The 26142-nt window shown below is 27.7% G+C and carries 25 protein-coding genes; 24 read left to right on the forward strand and 1 reads right to left on the reverse strand.

Translation table 11 applies throughout. The annotated features are described in order from the left end of the window. Positions 1–2: 2 nt before the first annotated feature. The gene (locus FGL08_RS05670; RefSeq protein ID WP_138209861.1) at positions 3–1718 is read right to left on the reverse strand and encodes an Rqc2 family fibronectin-binding protein; all 1716 of its coding nucleotides are present in this window, start codon (positions 1716–1718) and stop codon (positions 3–5) included. Positions 1719–1855: 137 nt separating this feature from the next. Here FGL08_RS05670 and dapF point away from each other — a divergent pair, with 137 nt between their 5' ends. The 24 genes from dapF to FGL08_RS05790 all read left to right on the forward strand — a co-directional run bounded on the left by dapF (position 1856) and on the right by FGL08_RS05790 (position 26119). Next, a complete protein-coding gene (gene dapF / locus FGL08_RS05675; protein WP_138211279.1) occupies positions 1856–2674 on the forward strand; it encodes a diaminopimelate epimerase in 819 nt (272 codons plus the stop codon). Positions 2675–2841: 167 nt separating this feature from the next. Then, positions 2842–4359: a GspE/PulE family protein gene (locus FGL08_RS05680; protein ID WP_138209862.1), complete on the forward strand. Its 1518-nt coding sequence runs from the start codon at positions 2842–2844 to the stop codon at positions 4357–4359. A gap of 9 nt (positions 4360–4368) precedes the next feature. Further along, positions 4369–5409, forward strand: a complete 1041-nt coding sequence (locus FGL08_RS05685; RefSeq protein ID WP_138209863.1) for a type II secretion system F family protein — start codon at positions 4369–4371, stop codon at positions 5407–5409. Continuing rightward, positions 5406–5831: a pilus assembly FimT family protein gene (locus tag FGL08_RS05690; RefSeq protein ID WP_138209864.1), complete on the forward strand. Its 426-nt coding sequence runs from the start codon at positions 5406–5408 to the stop codon at positions 5829–5831. The genes FGL08_RS05685 and FGL08_RS05690 overlap by 4 nt, the downstream gene beginning before the upstream one ends. A gap of 13 nt (positions 5832–5844) precedes the next feature. Then, the gene (locus tag FGL08_RS05695) at positions 5845–6264 is read left to right on the forward strand and encodes a hypothetical protein (RefSeq protein WP_171011986.1); all 420 of its coding nucleotides are present in this window, start codon (positions 5845–5847) and stop codon (positions 6262–6264) included. Beyond that, positions 6239–6667 (forward strand): prepilin-type N-terminal cleavage/methylation domain-containing protein, encoded by a 429-nt coding sequence (locus FGL08_RS05700; RefSeq protein WP_138209866.1) that lies wholly within the window; start codon positions 6239–6241, stop codon positions 6665–6667. Before FGL08_RS05695 ends, FGL08_RS05700 begins: the two co-directional genes overlap by 26 nt. A 107-nt stretch (positions 6668–6774) precedes the next feature. Then, a complete protein-coding gene (locus FGL08_RS05705) occupies positions 6775–7098 on the forward strand; it encodes a hypothetical protein (protein WP_138209867.1) in 324 nt (107 codons plus the stop codon). A 282-nt stretch (positions 7099–7380) separates the two neighbouring features. After that, on the forward strand, positions 7381–7938 hold the full coding sequence (gene efp / locus FGL08_RS05710) for an elongation factor P (RefSeq protein ID WP_138209868.1): 558 nt from the start codon (positions 7381–7383) through the stop codon (positions 7936–7938). A gap of 204 nt (positions 7939–8142) precedes the next feature. Then, positions 8143–8310 carry a biotin protein ligase-related protein gene (locus tag FGL08_RS13750; RefSeq protein ID WP_423244912.1) on the forward strand — a complete coding sequence of 56 codons (168 nt, stop codon included), beginning with the start codon at positions 8143–8145 and terminating at the stop codon, positions 8308–8310. 199 nt (positions 8311–8509) lie between these two features. Next, entirely contained in the window at positions 8510–8881 is a 372-nt protein-coding gene (locus FGL08_RS05720) for a hypothetical protein (protein ID WP_138209177.1), read from the forward strand. Between the two features lie 624 nt (positions 8882–9505). After that, a complete protein-coding gene (locus FGL08_RS05725) occupies positions 9506–16057 on the forward strand; it encodes a DNRLRE domain-containing protein (RefSeq protein WP_138209869.1) in 6552 nt (2183 codons plus the stop codon). A gap of 16 nt (positions 16058–16073) precedes the next feature. Then, positions 16074–16889 (forward strand): hypothetical protein, encoded by an 816-nt coding sequence (locus FGL08_RS13475; protein ID WP_179951325.1) that lies wholly within the window; start codon positions 16074–16076, stop codon positions 16887–16889. 213 nt (positions 16890–17102) lie between these two features. Beyond that, complete coding sequence (locus tag FGL08_RS05735; RefSeq protein ID WP_138209870.1) at positions 17103–17909, forward strand: hypothetical protein; 807 nt, start codon at positions 17103–17105, stop codon at positions 17907–17909. 662 nt (positions 17910–18571) lie between these two features. Then, a complete protein-coding gene (locus FGL08_RS05740) occupies positions 18572–19147 on the forward strand; it encodes a hypothetical protein (RefSeq protein WP_138209871.1) in 576 nt (191 codons plus the stop codon). A gap of 585 nt (positions 19148–19732) precedes the next feature. Next, a complete protein-coding gene (locus tag FGL08_RS05745) occupies positions 19733–19978 on the forward strand; it encodes a hypothetical protein (protein WP_138209872.1) in 246 nt (81 codons plus the stop codon). A gap of 236 nt (positions 19979–20214) precedes the next feature. After that, positions 20215–20649, forward strand: coding sequence for a hypothetical protein (locus FGL08_RS05750; protein WP_138209873.1), 435 nt, complete (start codon positions 20215–20217; stop codon positions 20647–20649). Positions 20650–20918: 269 nt separating this feature from the next. Then, positions 20919–21836, forward strand: coding sequence for a stage III sporulation protein AA (spoIIIAA, locus tag FGL08_RS05755; RefSeq protein WP_138209874.1), 918 nt, complete (start codon positions 20919–20921; stop codon positions 21834–21836). A gap of 2 nt (positions 21837–21838) precedes the next feature. Next, a complete protein-coding gene (spoIIIAB, locus tag FGL08_RS05760; RefSeq protein ID WP_138209875.1) occupies positions 21839–22357 on the forward strand; it encodes a stage III sporulation protein SpoIIIAB in 519 nt (172 codons plus the stop codon). 85 nt (positions 22358–22442) lie between these two features. Further along, complete coding sequence (spoIIIAC, locus tag FGL08_RS05765) at positions 22443–22640, forward strand: stage III sporulation protein AC (protein WP_138211281.1); 198 nt, start codon at positions 22443–22445, stop codon at positions 22638–22640. Between the two features lie 11 nt (positions 22641–22651). Continuing rightward, positions 22652–23035: a stage III sporulation protein AD gene (gene spoIIIAD, locus FGL08_RS05770; protein WP_138209876.1), complete on the forward strand. Its 384-nt coding sequence runs from the start codon at positions 22652–22654 to the stop codon at positions 23033–23035. Between the two features lie 14 nt (positions 23036–23049). Continuing rightward, a complete protein-coding gene (spoIIIAE, locus tag FGL08_RS05775) occupies positions 23050–24273 on the forward strand; it encodes a stage III sporulation protein AE (protein ID WP_138209877.1) in 1224 nt (407 codons plus the stop codon). Positions 24274–24285: 12 nt separating this feature from the next. Then, positions 24286–24879, forward strand: coding sequence for a stage III sporulation protein AF (spoIIIAF, locus tag FGL08_RS05780; protein WP_138209878.1), 594 nt, complete (start codon positions 24286–24288; stop codon positions 24877–24879). A 12-nt stretch (positions 24880–24891) separates the two neighbouring features. Further along, positions 24892–25575, forward strand: a complete 684-nt coding sequence (spoIIIAG, locus tag FGL08_RS05785) for a stage III sporulation protein AG (RefSeq protein WP_243117946.1) — start codon at positions 24892–24894, stop codon at positions 25573–25575. A 43-nt stretch (positions 25576–25618) separates the two neighbouring features. Continuing rightward, on the forward strand, positions 25619–26119 hold the full coding sequence (locus tag FGL08_RS05790) for a SpoIIIAH-like family protein (protein WP_138209879.1): 501 nt from the start codon (positions 25619–25621) through the stop codon (positions 26117–26119). Positions 26120–26142 lie beyond the last annotated feature (23 nt).

Below are 26142 nucleotides of genomic sequence, written 5' to 3' on the forward strand. Positions count from 1 at the left end.
TATTATGCTTTATTTAAAGAAGGTTTTACAGGGTCTATAACTAAAGTTTTATTTGTATAATAAATTACCATACCAGGTTTTGCACCACTAGGTTTTTTTACATTTTTAACTTCAGTATAATCAATTTCAATTTTAGTAGATTCTCTACCTTTACTATAATAAGCTGCTAAATTTGCTGCTTCTAATAAGGTTTGTTCACTTATACTACCTTGGTTTTTTATTATGACATGTGAACCAGGAATGTTCTTTGAATGAAGCCAGATATCATTTTTATGAGCAAATTTTAAAGTTAAGTAATCGTTTTGTAAATTATTTTTACCTACATATATATCATTACCATCTGTAGAAATAAAATGGTATGGCTTTGATTTCTTATCTTTTTTAGAGTTCTTTTTAGAAAACTTAATATAAGAAGCCTCTACAAGTTCATTTCTAATTTCTGAAATCTCATCGGCACTTTCTATATTATAAATATTATTTAAAACAGAATTTAAGTATGTTATTTCCTCTTTTGTATTTTCAATGTGTATTAATGCCATTTGTTCAGATTTCTTTAATTTATTATATTTTTTATAGTACCATTGAACATTTTCAGAAGGCGTTAAATTACTGTCTAATTTGATTTCTACCTCATCTAAAGTATCTAAATAATAATTTTGAACTTTTATACTTTTCATACCCTTACTAATAGCGTATATATTAGCTGTTAGCAATTCCCCCTTTAAGTTAAAATCATCTTTTTCTTTACAATCATTTAAGGTTTTATTAAGGACATCTAACTTTTTCTCGCATCTTTCAATGTTATTTAAAACAAGTTTTTGTAAATCAGAGCTTTTTGAATTTAGTCTATTTTGTTTATCTTTTTCAAAATAAAAGTAATCTAAAAGCTCAGAAGAAGATTCGAAATTAGTTGTATCTAAAGCTGAAAGATTGCCTAAAGAAAAACAGTAGAAATCTTTTAAAGATTTTTCCTTAGAATATAGAGTATATGAATAATTTCTTTTAAATATTTTGTTTTTAAAGTTTTCTAAAAATGTATATAGGTTTTTTAGGGTTAAATCATCAAACTCTTTATTAAAATCAGAAAACATAGCTTTTGATAAGGTTTTACTTACCCCTTCAAAAATTATTGAGAAAAAGTTTTCATTAAATTCTTTATTTCGAGTGTATTCTTTGAAGGAATCGTAGTTTAGTCTTAATAAGTTTAGTTTATCATTTTTAGGGGGTGATACATACTTAAGTCCGGTATATAAACTTCTATAAGAATTTACCTCCGGAGTTATATGTTTTATACTGTCCATTATTACATTATCTCTTTCTCTAACTAGGGTTATATTACTGTGCCTACCCATAATCTCGATAATAAGAGAGTAAATGCTATTAAATCCAAGTTCATCGGTACTTTCAAAATTAATTTTTAAAATTCTATCTAAACCTATTTGTTCTATAGAAATAACTCTACTATTAGTTAAATATTTTCTAAGTACCATACAAAACATAGGTGGTGATATAGGATTACTCTTAGAATTTTTTGTTATATGTATTCTAGGGTAACTGGCATTAGAGCTAATAAGTAATCTGTGATTTTTCCTATTCTTATTAAAAGTTAGATGAATTTCATCTTTTTCAGGCTGATTTATTTTGTCGATTTTACAATTTATCATTAAATCAGAGAGTTCATTTTTTATACTATTTAAGTAAATTCCATCTAAAGGCATATTATCATCCTTTCAAGTAAATTTAAAAACTTACTAGATTATATTAAATCATTCTATTATAATATTAATGTAATAATTAAGATTATACTATAATATAAAAGAATCATCAATTTAGAGGAGGAGATTCTATGAGAGAAATTACCTTTACTAAGATGGAAGGCCTAGGTAATGACTTTGTTATGATATATGATAAAAATCATGATATAAATAATGAAAGTGTGTTTACAAAAAAACTTTGCGATAGGAATTTTGGCATAGGAGCAGATGGTGTAATTTTTATAGGAGAAAGTAAGGTAGCTCATATTAGAATGGTAATTTATAATGCAGATGGTTCTCATGCTACCATGTGTGGTAATGGAATAAGATGTTTTGCAAAATATGTTTGGGATAAAAATATAGTAAGAGAAAATCCTATTAAAATAGAAACTGATGATGGAATAAAATATGCAACTTTATTTATAGAAAATAACAAGTTGTCAGAGGTAGAAATTAATATGGGAACTTGGAGTTTTGCACCAGAAAAAGTTCCGGTTACTGGAGAAAATGAAATTATAGAAAAAGAGTTAGTTATAGGTTCAAAACAATATAGTATATCCTCACTTCATATGGGAGTTCCTCATACTGTAATATATACATCTCTTGATAAAGTCAATATAGAAGAGGGTTCAAAAATAGAGGGATATGAACTTTTCCCAACGGGAACTAATGTTAACTTTTGCGAAAAGATAGATGAACATAATATAAAGGTTAAAACATGGGAAAGAGGAGCTGGAGCAACTTTAGCTTGTGGTACGGGAAGTTGTGCATCTGTTATTGTAGGACATAATATTGGTCTATTAAAGGATAGGGTTAAGGTAGTTGTACCTGGAGGTGAGTTATTAGTAACCTTAAAGAATGGTGAAGCATATATGAGGGGAAAAGCTAATACAGTTTTTGAAGGTATTATAAAACTATAAAAATGAAGTTTTATTTAAAATGCTTAAACTGCTGATAAATACGTTTATTAGCAGTTTTTTTATTTAGAACTTATTTAAGCAGCAAGATTTTAGAATTAAATTTAATATATGTATATTTATATAGTATATGGATATAATTGGGGATAAATAGAGTTGTTTAGGAGGAGATGGAAATTTTTCCACAAAAGGTTTTAAAAAAGCGGGAAACAAGAAGTATATTATCAAAAGATAATATACTAAAGATAATTAACAATAAAGTTAATGAAAATAAGGTTTATAATGAAGGTTACAATATAAATATGCAATTGTTAAAAGAGTTCAATTTAGAAGAGTTAAAGGAAGATGGAATAATTCCGCTTAAAAAAGAAGAGAAAAAATTATATGTATTAACCTATGAGATTTTAAAAAATACTACTATATCTAAGTATAAAAAAATGTTCAATTTGAAATTAGTACCATTTTATATAGGATTATCATCTTATGAATCTAAATTTAAGGAGATGGAATCTAGGTTAAAGAATTGTAAAAGACAAAATGTAGAGGAGTTTAAGGAAGGAAATTTGCTTTTAAAAGATACTTTAGATAAAGCTATATTAAAAAGAGCAAGTGATATACATTTAGAACCAAGTAAAGATTTTGTGCAAATAAGATTTAGAATAGATGGTGTAATAGTAAAATATACGAGAATACTTAAAAGTAATTATGAAGAACTACTCTCTATAGTAAAAGTCAAATCTAATATGGATATATCTAAAAAATTCATACCCCAAGATGGCAATATGACATATACATATGAAAATTCACAGTATAATTTAAGAATATCTACAATGCCAAACATATATGGCGAAAAGCTTGTAATTAGAATTTTAAATCCAGAAAAAGAAATAAAATTACAGGATTTAGGTTTCCATATGCAGGTTGATAAGTTTCAAAAAATATTAAATAAAAACAGCGGAATTATTCTATCTGCAGGTCCAACAGGAAGTGGGAAAAGCACCACCTTAAAGGCATTAATAAACTCTATGAAAAAGCATGAGAAAAATATAGTTACTATAGAAGATCCAGTAGAATATAGGCTGGAAGAAGTTACTCAAGTTGCTTTAAATGAAAAAGCAGGTTTAAATTTTTCTACAGCTTTAAAGAGTATCTTAAGGCAGGATCCCGATGTAATAATGGTTGGAGAAATAAGGGATGAAGAAACTGCACAAATCGCACTAAGAGCAGCTATAACAGGTCATTTAGTTTTATCTACTGTACATACCTATGATTCAACTAGTGTTATTACAAGACTCTTAGACATGAATATACCAGCATACATAATTTTAGATACTGTATCCATGATTCTATCCCAAAGATTAGTAAGAAAAATATGCCCTTATTGTAAACATGAGTACTATGTCCAAGAAAAAGTATATGAGGATTTAGGGTTAAAAAGTGGAACAAAATTATATAGAGGCATAGGGTGTGATTACTGTCATAATACTGGGTATATTGGGAGAACGGTAACCTATGAAATATTAGAGTTAAGAGAAGAGCACAAGAAATATATAAGTAATAACAAGGACTTATCAGGCTTTAGAAATTTTTGCATGGATAATGGATTAATTTCCATTAAGGAATATTCTCTTAGATTACTTTTACAGGGAATTACCACACTTGAAGAAATATATAAAGTTATTTTATAGGAGTGAAAAATGTTTAATAAAGAATTATCATATAAAGAACTTAAGAATTTAAATAGATCTATTTATTTATATTTACATTGTGGCTATAACTTTGATAAGGTTTTACATGCCATAAGCAAGCAAAAAGGATTAAATAGAAAAGTTAGGAAATTTATAAATGAAAGTATTTATTCCCTACACTCAGGAAAAAGTATTTATCTAAGTTTTAAGTCTACGAAAAAGATACCAAGTTATATGCTTAATATTTTAAAGGTAGGGGAAGAAACGGGTAGGCTTGAGGAGACTTTTAAAGAATTATGGAATTACTATAGTTGGAAAAATAAAAGTAAGAAAGAAATGATTAATGCTATATCGTATCCTGTGACTATACTTATATTAAGTCTTGTAATTTCCTTTCTAGTTATAATGTATTTTATTCCTCAAATCTATGGATTAATGCAAAATATTTCAGTTGAGAGTACAAAGAGTATAAACAGAATAATGGAATTAAATAGAGTTTTAAAAAATTATGGAATATATATTGCCATTGTAAGTGCTATTATTTTAGTTTTTGCAGTTTATCTTTTTACTAATAATAAAAAAATCAAGTATATTATATTAAACAAAACCCCACTACTTAATAGTATATATTTAGATAGTTTTAGTATGAATTTTTTTAATTCTTTATATGTAACACTTTGTAATGGTATTACTTTAAAAGAAGGAATAGAAATTAACAAATTAGTTCAAAAAGATTATATAATAAGTGGAAAGTTAGATAGGGTTACTGAAGATATAGAAAATGGGAAAAGTTTATTTACTTCATTAGATAGTTCAGAACTTTTTAATACGGAGGATTTAAATTTACTACTTACAGGGGAGGAGTCCGGTCAATTAGAGGAAACCTTCAAAAATATAGCTTTTTTAAAGGAAGAACAACTAAAAAGTAACATAAATATGATTTTAAAGGGAATACAACCTCTTATGATAATTTTACTTGGACTTGTTATATTTAATATTATATATAGCACTATAATACCCGTAATAGATATGATGGAGAAAATACAATGAGGAAAAAGGGATTTACTTTAATAGAATTAATTACGGTATTATGCATTATGGGTATTATTATATGTATATCTTTTCCTTCTATTAAATATTATCTTAGCTTAAAGGAGAAAAAAGAGTTAGATTACTATGCAGAAATAACTTTAGATTTTGTAAATAATAGCAAGATCATTTGTAAGTCACAAGACAAAAGCGGTGTTGTAAATTACATTAGGAATGATAATTCTTTAAATTTATATTTAAACGGAGATTTATATAAAAAAGTGAAATATCCAAAGAATATTTATATAAACACCAAAAGAATAATTGTTAAAAGTTCCGGTGCTTTAGATAATGGATTAACTTTAGTATTAAAAAATAATAAAGGAGAATTTAAAAAAATAACCTACAATGTTTATACGGATTATGGAAAGATCAAAGAATAAAGGTTTTACTTTAATGGAAGTAGTAATAAGTATTTCAATATTTTTTATAATAGCTTTTTCTGTATTAAATTTAAAAATCTCTTCTTCTCAATTAAGAAAAAGGGAAGTTGCATTTCAGAATTTTAAAAGTAGTATAGAAACTTTAAGGAATTTAATACTAACAGAATATTCCTATGAGGATATAGAAGCAATGAATGAAGAAACTTATTATATAAATAATGAAGAATTGAAAGTAGATAGTATTTTTAATAAGGGTATAGGTGTATTGAGTATAGAAGAACCATTAGATACTCCATTTATTAAGGTGAATTTTAAAAATAACCAAAAGGGAATATTTGTTCAGTGTAGTTATAAATATGACAAAGCAATTGATCCAATCAACTATAATTTTTTGAAAGGAAAGTTAAATGAAAAAAGGGATGACTCTAATTGAAGTTGTTGTTAGCATATCATTAATTTTAATGCTTACAGTTTTATTAGGCAATTTTTTTATAAGAGAGAATAGGAATTATAATTTTTTTAAAAGAAAACATAGGGAAGAAATTACCTTAAAAGAGTCCTTAGAGTTTATGAAGCAAGAGATAAGTACTGAAATGAAAAGCTTAAAGATTAACTCTAATAGTATAATTATGGGTTGTAAAGATAATAAAGTTAAAATTATAGAAAAACAATCTAAAAGACTTGTTATAATAACTCAAAATACATATGGAGAAAAGGGAGTTAATACAATTTTAAAGAATGTGGAGTATTTCAAGGTACTTAGAAAAAGAGAAAATTTATATATAAGTGTGGGTTTAATAGGAGGCGAAAAATTAGAAAGATGCATTCAGATATAAAATTTACACATACAAAAAAAGGATATATATCAGTATATACTTTAGTAATTTCATCTATAATATTTTTAATAAGCATTTATATGTTGAGCTTTCGATATGAGGAATATTTGTATTCTTTAAATTCTTTTAAAGCTCTTAAGAAAGAAAGTTCTATATTAGATAAAAAAGAGGATTTAAAAACTAAACTAGACAAAATTTTAAAAGAAGAAATAAAACATATTTCAGAAGAAGAGTTAAAAAATTTTTTGAAGGAAAATAACGGAAAGAGTTTATTGGAAAATAAGGATGAGAATATATTAATATCTGGTGAGAATATAATTTTTCGATATAAAATACGTAATAATGTATTTAGAGAGGATAAATCTTGTATAAAAATATACAATAACAAATTCATTTTAATAAGACAGAATAATACTTATTATAATGGCTAATAATAGTAATAGTGATTTTACAGGATAATAAAATATAATTTCTTTATATAATAATATTTTCGCGAAGGAAGGAGAATATTTAAATATAATTTGCAAATATGACCTAATTTTGATAAAATGTTTTTTGGTAGGCACATAAATCTAATAAATACTACTAAACTAATTTTTAGCCAATAAATTATTTGTATTTATACTATTTATGTAGTAAAATTTAAAATGTAATTTTTAAAAACCAAAATTGGTAATTTTATAAAAATAAAACTCATTTTGGAGGGATATTTAATGATATCAGCAGGAGATTTAAGAAAAGGAACCACATTTGAAGAGGATGGACAAGTGTTTACAGTTGTAGATTTCCTTCATGTTAAACCAGGAAAAGGAGCAGCTTTTGTAAGAACTAAAATTAAAAATGTTATTACAGGAAGCGCAGTTGAAAAAACTTATAATCCAACAGCTAAACTTCAAGAAGCAGTAGTTGAAAGAAAGGAAATGGAATATTTATATAATGATGGATCTTTATATTACTTTATGGATCAAGAAACATATGAGCAAATTCCATTGGACTACGCAAAGGTTGAAGGAGCTATAAAATTCCTAAAAGAAAATATGAAAGTAATTATTAAATTTTTCAAAGGTGAAGCATTCTCAGTTGAAGCACCAAACTTTGTTGAGCTTCAAATAATAGAATGTGAACCAGGAATGAAAGGTAATACAGCTACTAATGCTATGAAACCAGCTAAGGTTGAAACAGGAGCAGTTGTTCAAGTACCTTTATTCGTAAATGAATTAGATTATATAAGAATTGATACTAGAAGTGGCGAGTACATGGAAAGAGTTTAATTTAACTATAAAAAGTGCGATATATTCGCACTTTTTATTTTTATGCGCCTGGTATATTGGTAATCTTAAGAAATTTAGGAGTGTACAATACTTCATAAAAAAGAATTACTAGGAAGAATCTTAAACAACTTTGAAAAATACTATGAAGAATTCATAAACACAAATTCTATAAAAGATTGTATTAAAATTTGTAGAGAAAACTCCATACTTTTAGGAAAAGAAGTAGAAATCATAGAAAGAGATAAGAAAAAGAGAGTAAAAGCCTTAGATATAAGCAATGAAGGTGCATTAATAGTAGAATATAAAAATGGGGAAATAGAAGAAATAATCTCTGGAGAAGTATCCATGAGGGGACTATACGGATACGTATAACGAATAAACTATCTTTAGCAGAGTGAAATATCATGCTGGAGATGGTTTATTTTTTTATTGAATTAAAAAATATTAATTAAGAGTGAAAAAAATGTAAATATATTGTTAATAAACGTGGATTTTTATGACAAAGTTTTCGGGACTTCTACATTATAACTTTTATATAATAGTACAGAAAATGTAGAAAGGAGATACAAACATGCTAAAAATGAAGAAAACCATAGCTAGCACACTTATAGTTACATTTCTAGCCACAATGCTTCCAGTAAAAGTTTTAGCCGTAGAGAACAGTTCTAGCAAATACGAAGAAAAGGAAGTAGTAGAAGAAGTAAAAGAATCTAAGATTGTAAAAGAAGAAGAAGAAAAAAGGGAGAAGAATATCAAGCACTTTTTAAAAGAAGATTCCACCTATGAGGCCGTTGTATATCCAGATGCTGTCCATTATAAAGAGGATGGAAAGTGGAAAGAAATTGATAACTCTTTAGTTGAATCAAAAGATGAGGAGTTTAAAGGAACACAAAAGCCTGAAGAAAAAGAAGTAATAGATGATAACACTTTAAAAGAATCATAGAAGGAAAAGATACAAGAAGAAAATAATAATAAAGATAAAATTTTAGAAGAAAAGGTAGATATAAAACAAGAAGAAAAGAAAGGTGAAAATAAGGATAATAAGAGCATTAATACAGTAGAACAAGATAAGGATTTAAAGCAAGAGGAGGATAATAAAAGTCAAGAGGAAATAAAGAATAATAAAAAAAATGAACGGGTTAAATCTAAAAGTTCAGAAAAAGATAATAAAATAGGTTTAAGGGCTAAAGAAGGGGTAGAACCTGAAATAATAGATGAGCATAATAATGTACTAGAAAATAAAGATAATGATTTTAAAGTTAGGATTGCTAAAAGAGCTAATGCTAAAAAAATAGTAAAGATTCAAAAAGGAAAATACGAAGTTTCTTGGGGCGTTTATAATGCAAGTGAATCTAAATACAATATAAAGCCTTTTAAGGAAAAAGAAATTGATAACGATATCGAAAAACAGGCAGAAGATACAGTAAATACAGAAGAAAAATTTAAAAGTGCAACTAATAAAGAGAAAGAAGAGATTAAAGAAGTCATAGTTGACAATGAGAAGAAAAAGACCTTAGAAAATTTAAATTCCATAGTTGAATTTAAGGATGTATATCCTAATGTAGATATGGAACTTGAAATTAAATCTGACTTTTTAAAGGAAAATATAATATTAAATAATCCTATAGAAAACCCAGAATTTAGGTACATACTATATACTAAAAACTTAAAAGTCAATATTAATGAAAATAAGGAAATTTTATTTTTTGATAATACCGATGGTAAAGAAGTTTTCACCATGGAAGTTCCTTATATGATAGATAATCAAGGGGAATTAAGCAAGGATATTGATGTACAGTGTATAGAAAAGGAAGATGGTGTACAAGAACTAGTTATAAAACCTAATAAGGAATGGTTAAATGCACCTAAAAGGGCATATCCAGTAAAGATAGATCCACCAGTGAGAAGCTCCTTAGATGTGAAAAAAATACAAGATGCTTTCGTTGCATCAGGACTTCCAACCCAAAACTATAGAGAAGCAGACCGCCTAGGAGTGGGGAATGGTAAATACTCTAAAACAACAAGAAGTTTTTTAAAGTTTGAGTTACCACAAATATCGTCTGCTGATATGATTATAGATGCAAAACTCTACTCATTGTTATTTTCAGATCAAAATAATAATACTCAAATAAATGTTCATAAGGTCTTAGGAAATTGGGATTCTAAAAGTATTACTTGGAATAGAAAACCTAACTTCAGTAGCAAGATAGAGGACTACGCAATTGTAAAAGGAAAAGTTGGATCAATATTTCATTGGGATATAACGGCTATAGCAAAGGAATGGTATAATTCCGGGAATAATTATGGGCTAATGCTTAAAAACAATAATGAAAGTAGTGGATATACAGAATTTTTATCCTCCGATATACACAAGGATTTTAAAGGTATAAGACCTCAAGTCGTATTTTATTATGTTAATAATTCGGGTTTAGAGGATTACTGGAGTTATCATTCTCAAGAAGTGGGTAGAGCAGGAACAGGACATGTTAATGATTATAATGGGAATTTAGTTTTTACCCATAATGATTTAAGTACCAATGGCAACTTAATGCCTGCATCTATTTCTCATGTATATAATAGTAATGAAAAAGATAAAAGTATAGGTTTTGGACTAGGCTGGAGACTTAATTATTACCAAACAATAGAACCTAAGATTATAGAAGGAAAACGATGGTATGAATATACCGATTCAGACGGTACAAAACACCATTTTAAATATGATGATAAAGAAAAAATTTATAAGGAAGATTCAGGATTAGACCTTAAATTTAAAATAAATTCTGATGGAAGTTATGAGATAAAGGATAAAGATGATAATACTTTAACATTTACTAAATGGGGTTATCTTTATATAGTTAAGGATAAGAATAATAATAAGTTAACAATTAACTATGGTGGTACCAAAGTAAGATCCATAACTGATGGAGCAGGAAAACAGATAAAATTCGATGTGCTATCTAATGGATATCTTGTAGGAATAACAGATCCAGCAGGACGAAGAACATCATTTACGTATAGTGGTATTAAATTAAGTAAAATTACATATCCAGATGGTAAGTATACATTATATGAATACAATAGTGATAATACATTAAAGCTTGTAACTAATTATGATGGCTATCAAATGCAGTATGAGTATTATGGAAGTAAACCTAATAGAGTAAAAAAGGTATTAGAAAAACATTCAAATGGAACCTTAGGTGGAGAATTATCTTTAGTTTATGGATTTAATCAAACCACCTTTAAAGATGTAAAGGGTAGAAGTCATATATATCAATTTAATAATCTTGGAAATACAGTTTCTGTTAAGGATACTGATGGGAGTGCTGAATATTACAAGTATTTTGACAAGGAAAATAATAAAAATAAACTAGAATTAGAATCAAAATTACAAAAAACCACTAAGAATTATTTAAAAAATCATAATATTGAACTTAATAATACAGAATGGACAAAAGACTCATGGACAGGATCAAGTGGATCAGCAGATGTAACATCAGAAGATAAATATTTAGGAAATAAAAGTTTAAAAATTAATAAAACTAATGATAAATCAAGGCAATTCTATAGTCAAAGTTTAAACTTGGAAAAAGGAAAGACATATACGCTATCGGCCTATGTTAAAAGCAAAAATATAAGTAATAAAAATTCAAAAGGAGCAGGCGTATTTGTAAATTATCAGAATAACAAAGGAAGTTGGGAAACCGTAGAGTCAAGATTTATTTCTGGAAGTAATGATTGGGATAGGTTGGAAGTTAAATTTACACTGCCAAAAGATTCAGCTTCAAATCAAGTTTTAGCTAGGGCTGGGATTATGTCTGAAACTGGTATAGCTTACATTGATTCATTTCAACTAGAAGAGGGAAGCATAGCAAATAGATATAATATGCTTGAGAATGCTAACTTTATGTATACCTCAGGAGACAAACCTTTATATTGGACTAAGGCAGCAGAATGTGACTCAGGAGATAAATACGAAGTTTTTGAGGGAAGAAAGACATTTAAAGTAAATGGAAATGCCACTAAAAATAAAAATATAGGACAAGTTGTATCAGCATCTGGTAAAAAAGGAGATACATTTGTAGTAAGTGGTTGGGGAAAATCGGATTCCGTTCCTACACATTCACAAAGATACTTTGCCCTAGATGTAGGTATTAAGAAAAAAGGATCTAATGAATATCAGTGGACTGTTGTGCCATTTAATCAAGATTCATCACAATGGCAATTTGTATCTGAAAAGGTTGTAGCAAAGCATGATTATGATAGAATAACGGTTTATGGATTATATTATTTAAATGCCAACACTGCACACTTTAGTGATATACAATTATTTAAAGAAGAGTTTGGGCAAAGCTATACCTATGATTCAAAAGGAAATGTTATTTCTGTCGAAGACCTATCGAAGCAAAAAAGTAAGTTTGAATATAACGGTAATAATGATCTAGTAAAGTCTATCGATCCAAAGGGAAATGAATTTAAGTATGAGTATGATGGTAAGCGTAATGTTACAAAAGCTACTACATCAGAAAATGTAGTTTATTCTTTCACTTATGACAGTAAAGGAAATCCTCTTACATCAAAAGTATCTGGTTCAGGTTTATTTATGGAATCCTCTGCGGAATACACTGCAAATGGAAACTATATGAAGTCTATGACAGACAGTAGTGGTAATAAGATAGGTTACGATTGGAATGAAACAAAGGGATTATTAAATAAGTCCATAGATTCTAAAGGTAATGAAACTAATTATAAATATGATAATCTAGATAGAGTTATAAGTGTAGATAAGGATATTAAAAATGAGAGTTTAGTACAAATTCCATTTAACCATAATCTAAATAATAATAGTGGAATACAACCTATAGAAAGCCAAAGTGTCACTTTTGAGAGAGACCTTAAAGGTGATATGAGCATGGGGGCCTTCCAGTCAACATATAACTTACTAAGTAAGAATTCCTCTTTTGAAAATACTACTAGTGAGTGGGCATTAACTGATTGGAATAAATCTACTGGAAAGTGGAGACTAGTACAAGATGGTGCAGTAGGTAAATATTCGTTAGAATGCTATGATAGTGATGGAAAGACTGATGGAAGTATAACCAATGCTATAGCATATCAGTATGTGGAATATCCAAGTGTAACAACTGAGGAAAAAATTCTTAGTCTAAGTGCTTATGCAAAACGAATAGGAAATGCCACACCAGGGCTTAGTGTAGTTTGTTATGATAATAGTGGAAATGAAATAGGTGGCTCTTATAAAATACACATGCAAGATATCGTAGAGAATAAATGGTGCAGAATATCAAAAGAATTTAATGTGCCAAAGGGAACTAAAAAAGTTAGAGCTGTTCTTAGAAGTAATGTTAAAGATAAGGAATTGGTTAGATTTGATGGTGTACAGTTAGAAGAGAAGCCTTTCCCAACCCCATATACTGATAACAGAAGATCAGGGGGGACAAGTCTTAAGTATAACTTTAATATAAATGATGAAGAAGGTGCTTTTTCTAGTTTCTTTAAGCTAGCAGGCAACAAGAATGACTCTAAAACAATAATATCTACAGAAAAAGAAGAAAAGTCCCTATTTAGTCTTTATTTAGATAAAGAAAATAATCTTCAACTTTCTGTAAAAGATAAAAATAAGCAGATTAAAAATATTATAACAGTAAATAAGGATCAAATTAAAAAGGACAACTGGCATTTTGTCCTAGTTAACTGGAAAAAGCTTGGAGATGAATATAAATTTAGCCTGTACCTAGATGATAAAAATTACGAGGCAAAGGTAAAGGATGTAGAAGATTTTTCAGGTGGAATTACATCAATAGGAAGTAATGCAAAGGGAACACAGATATTAGAAGGTTATCTTGAAAGATTCGTATACTCTAATAAAAATTTAAGTGTAGAAGAAATAGGAACACTTAAGCAAAAGAAAGATATAAAGTCTCAAAACATAAAAGTAACCAACAATTACACTTATGAAAATGACAATATTAAAACTGTAAGTCATAATGGGTTTAGCTATATATTTAATTATGATGTTTTTGGTAATACAACCTCAGTAAATGTAGGTAAACAACAACTTATAAATAATAAATACGAAGCTAGAACTGGAAAACTATTAGAATCTACCTATGGTAATGGACATAAAACAAGTCTTGACTATGATGGTACAGATGCCGTTATAGGAAAAAGATTTAATGGGCAGTTAAAATATAGGTATGAGCATGATGCTAATGGTAATTTAGGTTACAAAGAAGACCTTGAAAATGGCGTGAATTATAGGTATATTTATGATGTAGCCGATAGATTAGTAAAGGTTGAAGATTCAAAAGGAAATTACTTTACTACAGATTACGATAAGAACAATAATAAGAGCAAAATAATAGAAAGAATAAATGGAAAAGTCTATACCACATCATACTCCTATGATAAAGACAATAGGGTTAAAGATACTACACTTCCAAGTGGAAGTAAGGTGTTAAATAACTATGATAGTATAGGAAGAATAACTAAAAATGAAGTAAATACAGGAAAAACAAGTTTAAATACTACATTTACCTTTGAGGCAGGTTACAAAGGTTCTCAAACTAACAGAATTAGTAGTATGAAAAACAATAACAAGGAGATACTTTATACCTACGATAAAAATGGAAACATAGAAACCATAAAATCAGAAGGAAAGTTAATAAAGTATCACTATAACTCTCTAAATGAAGTTATAAGAGAAGATAATGAACCTTTAGGAAAAACTATAGTTTATAATTATGATGTTGGTGGCAATATTACTTCAAAAATAGAATATGAGTATGTAGGTTCTCAAAAATTAGGAAAAGAAATAAAAACATATAATTATGAATATGGAGATTCTAATTGGAAAGACAAGCTAACAAGCTTTGATGGAAAAGAAATAACCTATGATGCCATAGGAAACCCACTAAGTTATGATGGATATAAGTTCACATGGCAGCATGGAAGACAGTTAAAATCTATAAGTGGAAACAATAAAAATATATCATACAAGTACAATGATTCTGGAATAAGAACAGAGAAAAGTGTAAATGGAGAAGTCACAAAATATCACTTAAATGGTTCAGATGTAGCCTATGAAGAAACTCTAGATTCCACAGGTAAAGTAAAAGACAGCATATATTACAACTACGATGCATCAAACCACTTAGTAAGTATGACCCTAAATAGTGAAGAGTATTTCTATATAAGAAACGCTCAAAATGATATAATAGCATTAACAGATAAATCAGGAAAAGAAGTAGTAACTTATAACTATGATACCTGGGGAAAACTGATATCTGTGGAAGGGACTTTAAAAGATACCGTAGGAATAAAAAATCCATATAGGTATAGAGGATATAGATATGATATAGAAACAGGATTTTATTATTTAAGTACAAGATATTATAATACTAATTTTGGAAGATTTATTAATATGGATTCACTAGGTGGAAAGATTGGAGTACTATTATCTCATAATGTATTTGCTTATTGTATGAATAATCCGGTAAATATGGAGGATTCAAGTGGGAATTTTCCTTTAGCACTTAGGTGTTTTGGGGAACTTACGGGAGGAGCAATAGCAGCAGTTGGAGCAGTATTATCATCAACAGTAGTTATTGCAGGAGCACTGATATTAACAACTTGTTTTTTAGGTTATACAATATATAATTATTATTCACATTCAAGTTCTGGTAGTTCTTCATCAAAAATTTCTAGTAAGGGGGGAGTAACTGGTAAAACCAATATAAATGGTGGTGGTATTAGAAGAGGAGGAAGCAATAGGAAACCACCTAAAAAATATAAAAAACCTAGAAAAATAAAAAAAACAACACATGGACATCATACATATCCTAAATACTTAGGTGGAGCAGTTGCACAAAAACTTGTTGAACTGGCACCACAAATACACAGAGAATTACATGCAGCCATACATAAATTTGAAGGTGGATGGCTTGCTCCTAAGAAAGGATATACAGGTAAAACCATACAGTATATTTACGATAAGCAGCAAATACAAGAGGGGTTAATAAGATTTTATAATAGTATTGATGAGTTTAAAGATTTGTTAGAACCGCTTAAGGAAGCCATAAGATATACAATGGAAAAATAGTAGAGGTGAATTAAAATTGAAAGAAAAGGTATGGATATATGTACCACAGGTTTATAAAGAAATGTTACTTCAGTGGCAAGCATATTATGTTTATGATACAGAAGATAGTGAAAATGGAAAATTAGTAGCTTATAATTTTTATACTTATTCAAAAGACTATAAGGATTTAATTACATTTTTACAGGAAAATAATATTTATAGCTATATTTTTAGGAGACAATATAGTTTTAGTAAAAAAGAATTGGAAAAATATGAGATCTTTTTGTTTTGGACAGATGATGATGCAAAGGATTCTTATGTAAGTGATTTAAAAGATAACAAATGTTATAAATGTGGAACAAACAAATTATCATTATATAGGACAAAGCTTCATGTTGATTATAAAAAAATGAAAAAGCGTGATATTATGTCAACATATGTTGGGGATATAGAAACTATTGTATCAGAAAAAGTAAAACTTTTATTTGAAAAAGAAAATATTTCTGGAGTAGAATATGAGCCTATTTATCAGATAGGGAAAGAAAATAAGATAATTAATGGGTTCTATCACTTGATATTGCAGGAAGGCATTGGAGAGGTTATAGAGCCGTCTATTATAAAAAAGGGACAACTATGTCATAAGTGTGGAGAATATGAGTATTTTGTATGTAAAACCCTTCTAAATTTTAATAGGGAAACGTGGAAAGAACTTGATATTTGTTATACTAAAAATTGGTTTGGTAGTTCACCCAATAAGTTTAAAAGATTAATTATTTCAAATAAATTATATAAAATTTTAGTAGAAAATAATATAAAAAACGTATATTTTCAACCAGCATATTTTGTAGATTAGTAATTTAATATAGTTACAATGATATAAAGCTTAAATAGAGAAAAACAGTTAAAATTAATTGTTTTTCTCTTATTTTTAGGAAAGGTTTAGGATGTTGTCTTTTATAATCATATTAATTATAAATTAATACTATAGTAAAATAAATTAAAATTATGAAATAAAATAATATAAATGAGCGTAGAAAACATAACAAATACAATAGGGGGAAGTTCAATGGGAGCATGGGGAACAGCGATTTTTTCAGATGATACGGCAGATGATATAAGAAGTGAATATAACAGTTTATTATCAGTGGGAGCTACCGATGAAGAAGCTACATCTATAATATTTAATATGTATTATTTTGATGAATGTGAAGGAACAGAGGATGAACCAATATTTTGGTTTGCTTTAGCTTTAGCACAATGGAAAAAAGGAAGATTAACGGAGGATATAAGAGACGCTGCTATAAAGTTTATAGATATTGGGGACGACTTAGAGAGGTGGAATATAAAAGGGGCAGAAAAAGATTACGAAAAACGTAAAAAGGTATTAAAGAATTTAAAGGAAACTTTATTAACTCCTATGCCAGAGAGAAAGAAAGTAAGAAAACCAACTGTAATAATATCTCCTTGGAAGCCTGGAGATCTGATATCCTATCAGTTAAATCACGAAAGTATAAAAGGAGAAAAGTATTATGGGAAATATGTATTACTTAGAGTTTTAGAAGTGATAAGAGACCCTATTTCTGTAGTAAAACAAGATGAATATTTTCAAGATAGTATAATATTTGGTCTATATAATTGGGTAGGTGATGAAGATATAGTATCTGGAGGAATGTATAATAATCGTGGAATGTTAAGTTGGTGGTCTAAAAGAGAGTTAAAGGATAAAAATATAACTGTAATAGGAAATGATCCTTCTTATGAAAATACTATACCAGAGTTTTTTAAAACAGGATGTCCAATGTATCATTTTGAGAATATAGATATTTTTTTAAATGAGGCATTATTAAATTTTTCTAAAATGAATAGTCAATAATCTAAATTATACTTATTAATATTTTATATGAAAAGAATGTTAAAATTAATTCTTAATCATTTAAAGTTATTAGAACTTTGAATTAAATAAGATAATTTTAATTTAAGTATATTTTTACTTCTAAGAATGATTGCACATTCTTAGAAGTGTTTTTATTTAGGAAAAAGTTAGGATAGTATATTTTATAATTGTATATGAAAATATTACTTATATTCTAGATATAAGTAGTCTTACGATAAGATAAACTATATTTCTACAAACATAAAATTATATAATATGGCTTAATATAGTAAAATAATTGGGGGAAGTTCAATGGGAGAATGGAATATAGTTAAAATCTATAAGTGGAAACAATAAAAATATATCATCCAATATAATAGTTTTTGAATAAGAACAGGGAAAGATATAAATGGTGAAGAGTATTTCTATATAAGAAACGTCCAAAATGATATAATAACATTAACAGATAAATCAGAAAAAGAAGTGTAACTTACAAGTATGGTGATTGGGCAAAACTTATATCCTTAGAAGGAGTTTTAAAGGATACGGTAGGAATAAAGAATCCATATAGGTATAGGAGAATTTTATTTGGTAAAAGTAGCATATGATGCAGATACGGGATATATAAGAACTGGATATCCAATAATAGGAGGATATAGATAATGAATAAAGAAGAGTTTAAGATAATTTTAGAACCAGAATTTTATGAGGACATGGCTGAAGATTTTGATAATGGAAATCTATTATATAATCCATGGACTAATGTATATATTAAAATAAACGATAACAATTTTTTTAAAGAAGAATGCTTAGATCCAAAGTTACGTTTAGGTACAGGGCTTTATGGGCCATTATATGTATTTATTGAACAACTTATAAGCTTACCATATGAATTAAATAAAGAAGGAAAAGTATTGTATACAGATCCTGAACTTCAAATTGGGGTTGCACTTGTATTTGAAAAAAAAGGTAAACATGTAGTGCTAACTAAGATTGATGATAATACCTGGTATAAAAAAGAAGGGATTTGGTATGATGGAGAAAAACTAGTATATTCATTACCAGATAAAGTGCCTATGTCTAAAAATAATGTTATAGGATATGATGCATTTAAGAAGGGATGTATAGAAGGTGTAGAGGATGTATTAAGCAAGCTAGTTTTAAAATATCCCCAAATAGAATATACTAGTGGATACAGAAATTTAAAAGAGAACTTTAAAAAATATAAAGATTTATAAATAATATGATAGCAGAATGTAAACAAACCGGAGGGCTAGTGAGGTGCATTAAAATAGCTAATATAACATAGGATTATTCATAATTATATAGAATATTTTATTTAAACTGTTTCAAAATAATTAAAAGCTTATTTTGAAACAGTTTTTTTATGCTTAGTTTTAAGATATTAGTTATAACATATACAGTTTAGCAAAAGTTTATGTATAGTAATGTCTAGTAAATAATTTAATAAACTTTTGGTTAACTGCAATGGTGATACCAATTAACGGCATATAGTTTAAAGTAGTAACTATTTTAGTTAGATACATGGCTGCTGTACGTAAATTAGTTACCATTTAAATAAAATGATTCTGGAATAAGAACAGAGAAATATGTTGTTACAACTATACAAGCAGTAAATGTAACAGGTACAGTACATGCTAAAATTGATGAGGTAAATCATTGTAGTGTTATACCAACTAAGCCACTGACTATTAGTGACTGGATTATGTCTAGACTTAATGCAGAGAATGCCACACATCCATATACATCCATAATTAAAGCAATATTTTGGGACGGAAGGTAGGTATTTAGAGTATATACCATTGGATGATCATGAGGATATAGTTTTAGGGAGAATGTATAGTAATTGTAGAAGGTTAAGCTGGTGGTCTAAAAGAGAGTTAAAGGATAAAAATATAACTGTAATAGGTAATGATGCTTCTTATGCAGATAATATACCAAAGTTTTTTAAAACAGGAGAAACAGAATATTCTATGTATCATTTTAAGAACATAGATATTTTCTTAAATCAAGCATTATTAGATTTTTCAAAAATGAATAGTAAATAGTTTAAATTACTAAATTGTCAGGAGGTATTAAAGTTGATAGGAAAATTTCGTTAAGAGGCATTTCAGATGGTGATGTTAATTTTAATTAGGAAGGCTATATATAATAAAAGACTTATATGTATTTTCAAGAATAAACTTACCATATCGTATGAGAATTAGAGGAATGTTACTGATTATTAAAAGAATATGGAGTTATTAAATTGTATGACAAATTTATGAAATGAGAATTTAGTTAAATGATAAGGAAAAAGCTTAGTGAATTAAGTAAAGAAGATATAATAAATTTTGAGGAAAGTCAGATGGAATATCTTAAACCTATTATAGATTCGTTAGATAAGGAGTTTAAGAAATTCGACTGCTATATAGAGTATGAGTTTTGTAGGTTAGATAAAAATTCTAAACCCATTTTAGAACCCATAAAAAGTGAAAATTTAGTTCGTGGATATAAAAGTTATATATCAATAAATATAAAAAAGGATGGGCACCTTTTATCACTTGATTATGATTATGGTGATGATGGAATACTTACTCTATGTGAATTTATTGTATGGATTGGAGTAGGAATCTTTAACACTTATGTTAATATGTGTACTGATTATGAAGAAATAATACAAGATTTGAAACATTATTTGGGTTATGTAAAAAAGTATGGAGTAATAGAAGCAGACTAATGCTGGATCAAAGATGAAAAATGATGATTTGGTGTAAGCTATGAAAGTAAAAAGCTAATTGAGGATATAGAATAAGATTTTGTGGATTTAATATTTAACATAAGAGTATTAGATATTATTTATTATGTAGCTGAACTATCAGAAGTCAGTGGAGGTTATATAAGTTTAATAAAAATAACTTATATAATTTTTTTATTTTTTGTAATAAAAATACTATTTATTAAATAATATTTTTATTAATAAGAAGTTTTATAGAAAGGATGAGTAGAATGATCCATATTAAAAGGGTTTTAGATATTCTTCCCTTAAGATTAAAACAGGAGCTAGAGAATGGAAAAGAAAATACGGACATACAAGAAATAAGGATTAGATCAGGCAAAAATTTGATTTACATAAAAAATATGCAAGAGGTAATCAGTGATTATATTGTTAAAAGAGAAGATTTAGATTATTTAATTAGAAAGATTAGTAATTATTCCATTTATGCATTTGAGGAGGAGCTTAAGCAGGGGTACATTACAATCGAAGGTGGACACAGAATAGGTATATGTGGTAATTGCGTAATTGAAAATAATAAAATAAAGACAATGAAAGATATTGGGTCTATTAATATAAGAATTTCAAAGGATATAGAAGGGTGTTCACGTAAAGTTTTAAAATACATTTTGAAAGAAAATACTCTATTAAATACCATAATAATATCTCCTCCTAAATGTGGAAAAACCACTCTTATTAGAGATATAGGAAGAAATATATCAAATGGTATAGAAGAAATGAACTTTAATGGAATAAAGCTTTGTATTGTAGATGAAAGAAGTGAAATAGCGGCATGTTATAAGGGTGTTCCTCAAATGAATGTAGGACTAAGAACTGATATTTTAGATGGTTGTCCAAAAAGTTATGGAATAATGATGGCTATAAGAAGCATGTCTCCAGAAGTAGTTATATGTGATGAAATTGGTACAAAAGAGGATATGGAGAGTATTATTATGGCACTAAACTGTGGCGTTGGAATAATTACAACTATACATGGAAAAGGTGTAGAGGATTTATACAGAAGGGCAGTTTTTAAAGATATTTTAGATAATAAAGTTTTTCATCGTGCCATAGTTTTAAACAATAAAATTGGTACTGGAAATATAGAATATATTTACGATTTTATAGAGAAAACTTATATAGAGGTGTAACAATGATTAAGATTTTTGGATGTTTAATGATTTTTGGAGGATGTACTACTTTAGGATTTAGATATTCTAAGACTTTAAGCACAAGAGTTTTTGAATTAAAGGAATTAGAAAAAGCTGTAATGATATTAGAAAATGAAATTACCTATACCTATACTGAACTACCAGATGCATTTTTAAAAGTAAGCAATGAGTTAGAGAGTCCTTTATCCATGGTGTTTAAAAAGGCTCATGAGAATTTAATTAGTACTGAATTTAATGATATTCATGATTCATTAATAAATGCTTTAGAAGAAGAGGAAGACAAGTTGAGCTTAGATAAAAAAGATAAAAATATTATAATTCAGTTATCAAAAAGCCTAGGACAATGGGATATTGAAGCACATAAAAATGTATTAAAACTTTGTAGGAAAAATATAGAAGAGCAAATACAAGTGGGGACAAGAAAAGAAATGAGAGAGGGGAAAATGTTTAAAACCCTAGGTATTTCTCTTGGAGCTATAATTTGCATTTTATTATTGTAAAAAAATTCATAATTTACAAGGGAAATGTATATTTATAAATTAGAACAATTAAAAGATGATAAAGGGGGTTACAGTTATGACAGGAATGATGGACATATCATTAATACTTAAAATGGCGGGTGTAGGCATTCTGGTAGTAGTTATTGATAAAGTTTTAAAGGGTGCAGGGAAAGATGACTATGCTGTAATAACTAATTTAGCTGGAATAGTAATAATACTTCTTATGGTTATAAATTTGATAAACCATCTTTTTAGTACGGTAAAAACTTTATTTACTTTTTAGAGGGTGTAATTATGAATATATTTAAAATAGTAGGATTTGCTTTTATATCTTTATCTATAGTTTTAATTTTTAAAGGTAGAAGAGACGATCTTGCAACGGAAATAAGTTTAGCAGCAGGTATAGTAATTTTTTTACTAGTAGTTCCCAAGTTAACTATAATAGTTAATTTTCTTCAATTACTTAGTCATAAAGCAAATATAGATGTTTACTATTTGAACCTAGTTTTCAAAATCCTAGGTATAGCATATATTACATCATTTTGCTCCGAAGTTTGCAAGGATGCAGGCGTATCCGGCATAGGAAATAAAGTTGAGCTAGCAGGTAAAATAATAATTCTTTCTCTAAGTATTCCAATATTAATGGCAGTATTAGATGCCATAATAAAAATTATATAAAAGAGGGTAAGAATATGATTAACACTATTAAAAAAAAGAGATACGTAAAGATTTTTTTTCTAATAATATTTTTAATAATTCTCCCTATAAAGACTTATGGAAATGAAGCTTTTATGGGGGATAAAGATACCAATAATTTAAAGAGAGATGAGGTACTAAAAAAAGCATACGAAGAAGAAATGGAAGAAGTGAACGGAGTTTATAATCATATAACTAATATGAAAAGTGATTATGAAATATTAAAAGATATAGAACCAAAGGAATTTGTTAAGAGCATATTAAAAGATGGGAAAGGTGATTTAAATAGAGACAAGATAATAAAAAATTTAAAGAGGGTGATATTTAAAGAAGTAAGTTCTACATTTAAACTCATGGGGATGCTCATTATAATATGTATAGTTTGTTCTATGCTTAAAAATTTAGAAGATGCATTTTCCAATAATAGTATATCTTCTGTAGCATATTTTGCTTGTCTTTCTACTATGATAATTATAATTGCAAAAAGTTTTTATATAGGCATAGATGTAGTTAAAAGCTCTATAGAAAGCATAAGTGGTTTTATGTATTCTATTATACCTGTACTTATGACACTTTTAGCAGGAATGGGAGGAGTTACTCAAGCAGCTTTTCTAGATCCTATAATTATATTTATCTTAAACATGGGAATTACAATAATATCTAACATAATAATACCTCTTATAATAATGAGTTTTGTACTAAACTTTGTAAATAATATATCTGAAGAATACAAAGTAAGCAATCTAAGCTCCTTAATTAAAAATTCTGTATTATGGATACAAGGCATAGTAATGACGGTATTTGTGGCTCTTTTGACTATAAGGAGTATTATGGCTAAAACTATGGATGAAGTTACTATAAAAACAGCAAAGTTTACTGTAGATACAGTAATACCTGTAGTAGGAAAATCTTTATCTGATGCTATATCCACTGTAGCTGGATATTCACTACTTATAAAAAATGCAATAGGTACCTTAGGTTTGATTATTCTTGTATTAATAATTATAACTCCCATTATAAAAGTATTTATAATGGCAATGCTGTACAAGCTTACAGGGGCTTTAATACAACCTATAAGTGATAAAAAAGTTGTAAATTGCATCACATCAGCAGGAGACTCTTTAATACTTATAATGTCCAGTTTAATATGTGTTTCGGTTATGTGCTTTATTATGATAGCTATAGTAACTGCCACAGGAAGTAGCATTATATCTGTTTAAGGAGAAGATAAAATGATAAATATGATTAAAGATTGGATAATTAATTTAAGTACCATAATAATATTTATAACTTCAGTAGAAATGATACTTCCAAATAACTCAATAAAAAAATATGCAAAATATGTTCTAGGTTTTTTAGTATTATTAGCTATATTAAATCCACTTTTAAAGATAATGGATAGAGGGTTTAATTCAACAGATTATAGTATTAAAGCTGAAGATTATATTAAGTCTAATTCCTATGAAAAGGACGTGGAAAAATATAAAAAAAAGAATTTAGAAAGAACTCTACAAAATTTTAGAGAAAACTTAGCTTTAGAATGCCAGAGCATATTATCTAAACATTATAATAAAGAGAATTTTGATATAAATGTTATAGCTCTAATAAATGAGAAGGATAACAAGATAGATTTAAAAGAAATTAGGGTTGGAATTTCAAGTGGTAAGATTAAAAAAATAAAGCCTGTAAATGTAAGTAATCATAAAGAAGAAGCTGCTAAAATAGAAAATTTAGATGATAAAAAAACTAAGGATATTCAAACAATAATTCAAAAAGAGTTTGGGTTTGAGAAAGATAAAATATCGGTATATAGCCTAGATAAATAGGAGGATAGCATTATGGAAGATTTAATGGAAAAAATCAAAAAAAAGTTTAAAGATATATTAAATAATGAGAGCAAGGAAAGAAAGGAGGATACTAAAAGTAAAATTAAGAAAAATAGCTATGGAAATTTAATTATTTTAGTTCTAATTGGCAGCCTTTTTGTTATAGGTGGTAATCTTCTATCTAAACAAAGCAAGAATATAGCTGTTATGAATAGGGTAAAAGAGGATGACAAAACACAAAAAGAAAGTGAAACTAGCATAAGAACTAGTGGGGATTACAAAAGTGAAATAGATTTAAAAGAATATAGTGAAAATTTAAATAATAAGTTAAAGAATATATTAGGATTAATAGATGGAGTAGGAAAAGTAGATAGTTTAATTTATTTTGATGGTGGAGAAGAATATGTTCCCGCAACTAATATTAATAATTCCATAAGTAAGACAGAAGAAACAGATACTAGCGGAGGGAAAAGGAAAATTGACCAGAATAACGATGGAAAAACTATTGTTACCTTCAATGATGGAAATAGTACTAAGCCTCTAATTAAAAATAAGAAGAATCCTAAAATTACAGGAGTTTGTATAGTTGCTGAAGGTGCTGATAATAAAGTTACAGAACTAAGAATTGTAGAAGCTGTTGTTAACCTTTTTAATTTACCTGATAAAAAAGTTCAGGTATATCCAATGAAAAGATAGCATATAAATATTGTAGAAAGTTAAAATTTGGGGGGAATTAGATATGAATAGAAAACAATCAGTAATTATAGTGGGATTATTAGCTTTAGTTGCTTTTACAGGATATCTTGCAATTCAACTAAATAGTCCTATCTACGATGCTAATGCACCTTTGGATGACAAAAGTGCAGTTACTATGAAAGAGACTAAGGCATCTGGAGGAGGATTCTTTGTAGAACAAAGATTAACTCGTGATAGAAGTAAAGCTACAGCATATCAAACATTACAAAATTTAATTGATGATGAAAATGCGCCAAAGGAAGAAAGAGAGAAAGCATCAGATCAATATAGAACTTTAGCTTTAACATCTGAAAGAGAAGTAGATTTAGAATCAAAATTAAAAGGAAAAGGTTTTGAAGATGTAATATGCTTTATCGATGGAAACAAGGTAAAGGTATTTATAAAATCTAGTAAAGAACTAAACGAATCTCAAATTAAATTAATCAAAGATGAAGTCTTAAGCAGTACAAAAATTAAAGATGTAGAAATTACAGTAAAAAAATAAGTGGGAAATCATTTGTAAAATAT

The sequence above is a fragment of the Hathewaya histolytica genome, assembly GCF_901482605.1.
GTDB lineage: Bacteria > Bacillota > Clostridia > Clostridiales > Clostridiaceae > Hathewaya > Hathewaya histolytica.

What these genes read in the sequence shown, in the direction of transcription:
- FGL08_RS05670 (WP_138209861.1), bottom strand. Translation starts at nt 1,718, where the DNA reads ATGCCTTTAGATGGAATTTACTTAAATAGTATAAAAAATGAACTCTCT.
- FGL08_RS05680 (WP_138209862.1), top strand. Translation starts at nt 2,842, where the DNA reads ATGGAAATTTTTCCACAAAAGGTTTTAAAAAAGCGGGAAACAAGAAGT.
- FGL08_RS05685 (WP_138209863.1), top strand. Translation starts at nt 4,369, where the DNA reads ATGTTTAATAAAGAATTATCATATAAAGAACTTAAGAATTTAAATAGA.
- FGL08_RS05690 (WP_138209864.1), top strand. Translation starts at nt 5,406, where the DNA reads ATGAGGAAAAAGGGATTTACTTTAATAGAATTAATTACGGTATTATGC.
- FGL08_RS05695 (WP_171011986.1), top strand. Translation starts at nt 5,845, where the DNA reads ATGGAAGTAGTAATAAGTATTTCAATATTTTTTATAATAGCTTTTTCT.
- FGL08_RS05700 (WP_138209866.1), top strand. Translation starts at nt 6,239, where the DNA reads ATGAAAAAAGGGATGACTCTAATTGAAGTTGTTGTTAGCATATCATTA.
- efp (WP_138209868.1), top strand. Translation starts at nt 7,381, where the DNA reads ATGATATCAGCAGGAGATTTAAGAAAAGGAACCACATTTGAAGAGGAT.
- FGL08_RS05720 (WP_138209177.1), top strand. Translation starts at nt 8,510, where the DNA reads ATGCTAAAAATGAAGAAAACCATAGCTAGCACACTTATAGTTACATTT.
- FGL08_RS05725 (WP_138209869.1), top strand. Translation starts at nt 9,506, where the DNA reads ATGGAACTTGAAATTAAATCTGACTTTTTAAAGGAAAATATAATATTA.
- FGL08_RS05735 (WP_138209870.1), top strand. Translation starts at nt 17,103, where the DNA reads ATGGGAGCATGGGGAACAGCGATTTTTTCAGATGATACGGCAGATGAT.
- FGL08_RS05740 (WP_138209871.1), top strand. Translation starts at nt 18,572, where the DNA reads ATGAATAAAGAAGAGTTTAAGATAATTTTAGAACCAGAATTTTATGAG.
- FGL08_RS05750 (WP_138209873.1), top strand. Translation starts at nt 20,215, where the DNA reads ATGATAAGGAAAAAGCTTAGTGAATTAAGTAAAGAAGATATAATAAAT.
- spoIIIAA (WP_138209874.1), top strand. Translation starts at nt 20,919, where the DNA reads ATGATCCATATTAAAAGGGTTTTAGATATTCTTCCCTTAAGATTAAAA.
- spoIIIAB (WP_138209875.1), top strand. Translation starts at nt 21,839, where the DNA reads ATGATTAAGATTTTTGGATGTTTAATGATTTTTGGAGGATGTACTACT.
- spoIIIAC (WP_138211281.1), top strand. Translation starts at nt 22,443, where the DNA reads ATGATGGACATATCATTAATACTTAAAATGGCGGGTGTAGGCATTCTG.
- spoIIIAD (WP_138209876.1), top strand. Translation starts at nt 22,652, where the DNA reads ATGAATATATTTAAAATAGTAGGATTTGCTTTTATATCTTTATCTATA.
- spoIIIAE (WP_138209877.1), top strand. Translation starts at nt 23,050, where the DNA reads ATGATTAACACTATTAAAAAAAAGAGATACGTAAAGATTTTTTTTCTA.
- spoIIIAF (WP_138209878.1), top strand. Translation starts at nt 24,286, where the DNA reads ATGATAAATATGATTAAAGATTGGATAATTAATTTAAGTACCATAATA.
- spoIIIAG (WP_243117946.1), top strand. Translation starts at nt 24,892, where the DNA reads ATGGAAGATTTAATGGAAAAAATCAAAAAAAAGTTTAAAGATATATTA.
- FGL08_RS05790 (WP_138209879.1), top strand. Translation starts at nt 25,619, where the DNA reads ATGAATAGAAAACAATCAGTAATTATAGTGGGATTATTAGCTTTAGTT.